The sequence below is a fragment of the Rubrivirga sp. genome, from assembly GCF_049648075.1.
In the GTDB taxonomy this organism is placed as follows: Bacteria; Bacteroidota; Rhodothermia; order Rhodothermales; family Rubricoccaceae; genus Rubrivirga.
The window spans coordinates 1-2,491 of the sequence record NZ_JBARYR010000225.1 but is presented as its reverse complement, the minus strand read 5'-3'; the positions used below and the strand labels follow the sequence as shown (position 1 = coordinate 2,491).

Annotated in this window: 5 protein-coding genes; 2 read left to right on the top strand and 3 right to left on the bottom strand. The window is 69.0% G+C overall.

Annotated features, from left to right (window positions below):
* Positions 1-235: 235 nt before the first annotated feature.
* Genes WBA11_RS06610 through WBA11_RS06600 form a run of 3 tightly spaced genes read right to left on the bottom strand, consistent with a single transcriptional unit; the run spans position 236 to position 1,569 of the window.
* Positions 236-607 (bottom strand): TerB family tellurite resistance protein, encoded by a 372-nt coding sequence (locus WBA11_RS06610; protein ID WP_424519913.1) that lies wholly within the window; start codon positions 605-607, stop codon positions 236-238.
* 50 nt (positions 608-657) lie between these two features.
* Complete coding sequence (locus WBA11_RS06605; protein WP_424519912.1) at positions 658-936, bottom strand: hypothetical protein; 279 nt, start codon at positions 934-936, stop codon at positions 658-660.
* 30 nt (positions 937-966) lie between these two features.
* Positions 967-1,569: an RNA polymerase sigma factor gene (locus WBA11_RS06600; protein WP_424519911.1), complete on the bottom strand. Its 603-nt coding sequence runs from the start codon at positions 1,567-1,569 to the stop codon at positions 967-969.
* 358 nt (positions 1,570-1,927) lie between these two features.
* Here WBA11_RS06600 and WBA11_RS06595 point away from each other — a divergent pair, with 358 nt between their 5' ends.
* Together WBA11_RS06595 and WBA11_RS06590 are read left to right on the top strand one after the other, a co-directional pair.
* Complete coding sequence (locus WBA11_RS06595; RefSeq protein ID WP_424519910.1) at positions 1,928-2,317, top strand: BlaI/MecI/CopY family transcriptional regulator; 390 nt, start codon at positions 1,928-1,930, stop codon at positions 2,315-2,317.
* Positions 2,310-2,491: hypothetical protein (locus tag WBA11_RS06590; RefSeq protein WP_424519909.1), on the top strand; the 182-nt coding region annotated here is incomplete at its 3' end. The genes WBA11_RS06595 and WBA11_RS06590, both read left to right, overlap by 8 nt.

Below are 2,491 nucleotides of genomic sequence, written 5' to 3'. Positions count from 1 at the left end.
TCCAAGCCGTGGGCGGCGAGCGGGGCCGGAAGGGCCGCGGACGGGACGGCGGTCCCGACGGCGATGGCACCGGCAGAGGCGAGAAAGCGGCGGCGATGGATCACGAGCGCAGAAAGCTGTTCGACCTCGAAGGTGCATCGACCCGGCCGCGATTTCCACCCCTTTCCCGACCTCGAGGTCGGAGCGTCACTGAGTCCGTGGACCGTGTCCTCGAGGCCGAGGACCGACGCGCTGCCTAGTCCAGCCCCCAGGCCTCAGCGACGTGGCGCAAGAACGTCTTCTCCATCGTGTGGAGCGTGCCGTCGGCGTCGGCGACCTCGACCAGGGACGCGTGCGCCCGAGCGCGGTCGTCGAGCGAGAGCGTGTCACGGACCCGGGCCACCACGTCGTCGAGGCCGACCACGCGGACGTCCCCGTACGCCCGGACCGCCTGCTGAACGAGCGCGCTCAGGTCCGAGCTGCTGTGCGCTTCCTCGAGCCACCCCGACATCACGTCGAGCTGGTGGACCATCTCGTGCGTCTCCCTGGGGTCGAGGGCGCCGTCGGTGCCGTGGGCGACGACCAGAGCCAACAGGGCGAGGTCCGCGAGCGGCGAGGGCGTGTCCATGTGCGAAAGGTGAGCGCCCCTCCGTTACGTCAACGGTTCCAAGCCGTTCCCTACCTCGATCGCGACCGCCAGCGGCGCCACCACGCCTGGTCCGCGCGCTCCGCCGCACGCAACGCGTCCAGCAGCGCCTCGTACTCCTCGCGGCAGCACGGGCACCCCGCCAGGTGCTCCTCCACGATGGGCAACGCCTCCGCCGCATCGAGGCCGGCCAACGTCATCTCGGCAAACCGGTCGACCTCGAGGTCGCACTCTCCGCACGACGTCTCCTCGTCCGACGTCGCGAGCGACTTCGCGACGAGCATTCGGAGGCTATCGACAGAGAGGGTCATGGCGGACGGACGCGGTAACGTGGCCGGGACTTACGAGCTCAAGAGGTCATCGGGCGTCAGGCCGCGGTCCTCGAACGCCTTTCGCAGCCGCAGGCGGGCGTCGTGCAACAACTTGTAGAGCGCGTTCCGGTTCGTGTCGAGGCGTTTCGCGACCTCGTCCATCGGCATTCCACCGAGGTAGGCCTGGAGCGCTTGGGACTGCCGCTCGGTGAGCTCCGTCGCGATCAGGTGACGGACCATCCCGACGGCCTCGGCCTCCTCGAGGACGGCGTCCGCGCCCGGCTCCTTGGTACGGGGCGGCTCGGCCAAGAGTGTGTCGAGCGGGACGTCCTCCCAGCGCTTCCGACGCAGCTCGCTCAGTGCGAGGTGGACGGCCACTTTTTGCGCCCAGGTCGTAAACCGCGCGTCGCCCCGAAATTGACCGGCCCGGTCGCGGACTTGCAGGAGCGCGTCTTGGACCAGGTCCTGCGCGAGCGAGTCGGCTCCGCGGTCGACGCGGCGGGACAGCGTGACGTGGAGCGCCCGGAGCAGGATCGGGCGCAGGTCGTTGAGCGCCGCCGACAGCTCAGGCCCCTCAGAGGCGAGAGCCTCGAGCCAGTCGTCGTTGGATCGGTCGGATCGGCTCGAGGCCACAAACAGTAGGGAATCAGCGGCTCCAAGCTACCCTCCCCCCGCCCCCGAGTTGTACCACGACCATCGCATCGCCAGGGCTCGGGGCGACCTCGAGGACGGACCGACCATGCTACATCTCGACCTCGAGGGCCTCTCTCTCCGCCGCTAGAGAGGGGTCGCGTCTGCTCTAGGATGGGATCAGGGACAGCGGGCCGAAGGGGGGCACCCTCGAGGGCGAGTGGCGTTCTCGAGGCTGGTAGGACGATGTACGAATCGCCCTCGAGGACGCGTACGGGTGGATTGCAGAGAAAAGATCGGCGGAGACTTGTGCCGAGTCCCCATCTACTATATGTTTAGTACTAACACTCCGAACGCTCTCATGAGAAACCCCCTCTTCCCTCTCGGCGGCACCGAAATGGAGGTGCTCCGCGAGGTCTGGACGCTGGGCCAGGCGACGGCCCGCGACGTCCACGACCGCGTCTCCCAGCGCCGCCGCGTCGCCTACACGACGGTCATGACGGTCATGAAGAACCTGGCCGAGAAGGGCTACCTCACCTTCCAAGCGCGGGGCACGGCCTACGTCTACTCCGCGGCGCGCTCGCCCGAGGAGGTCCGCGCGAGCGTCCTGTCGGGCGTGCTCGACAAGGTGTTCGGCGGCTCGTCCACGAGCCTGGTCCAGGCCCTCGTGCAACGCGAGTCGCTGAGCGACGACGAGAAGGCCGACATCCGCCGCCTGATCGACGGCTTGGGGGACGACTCCGATGTTTGACCCCACCTGGCTCGCCGATCTCGGCCGCGCGTCCGTCGACGCCCTGTGGCTCCCGGTCCTGGTTTGGACCGTCGTCGCGCTCGTCCTCGAGGGCGTGCTGCGCGTGACCAGGCCCGCGGCGGCGCTCTCGCTCCCCGTTCGGAGCACCGTGCTGGCGGCGCTGCCGCTCGCGAT

Excerpts from the sequence above, each read along its gene's own strand:
- WBA11_RS06610 (WP_424519913.1), bottom strand. The coding sequence starts at position 607 with ATGGACACGCCCTCGCCGCTCGCGGACCTCGCCCTGTTGGCTCTGGTC.
- WBA11_RS06605 (WP_424519912.1), bottom strand. The coding sequence starts at position 936 with ATGACCCTCTCTGTCGATAGCCTCCGAATGCTCGTCGCGAAGTCGCTC.
- WBA11_RS06595 (WP_424519910.1), top strand. The coding sequence starts at position 1,928 with ATGAGAAACCCCCTCTTCCCTCTCGGCGGCACCGAAATGGAGGTGCTC.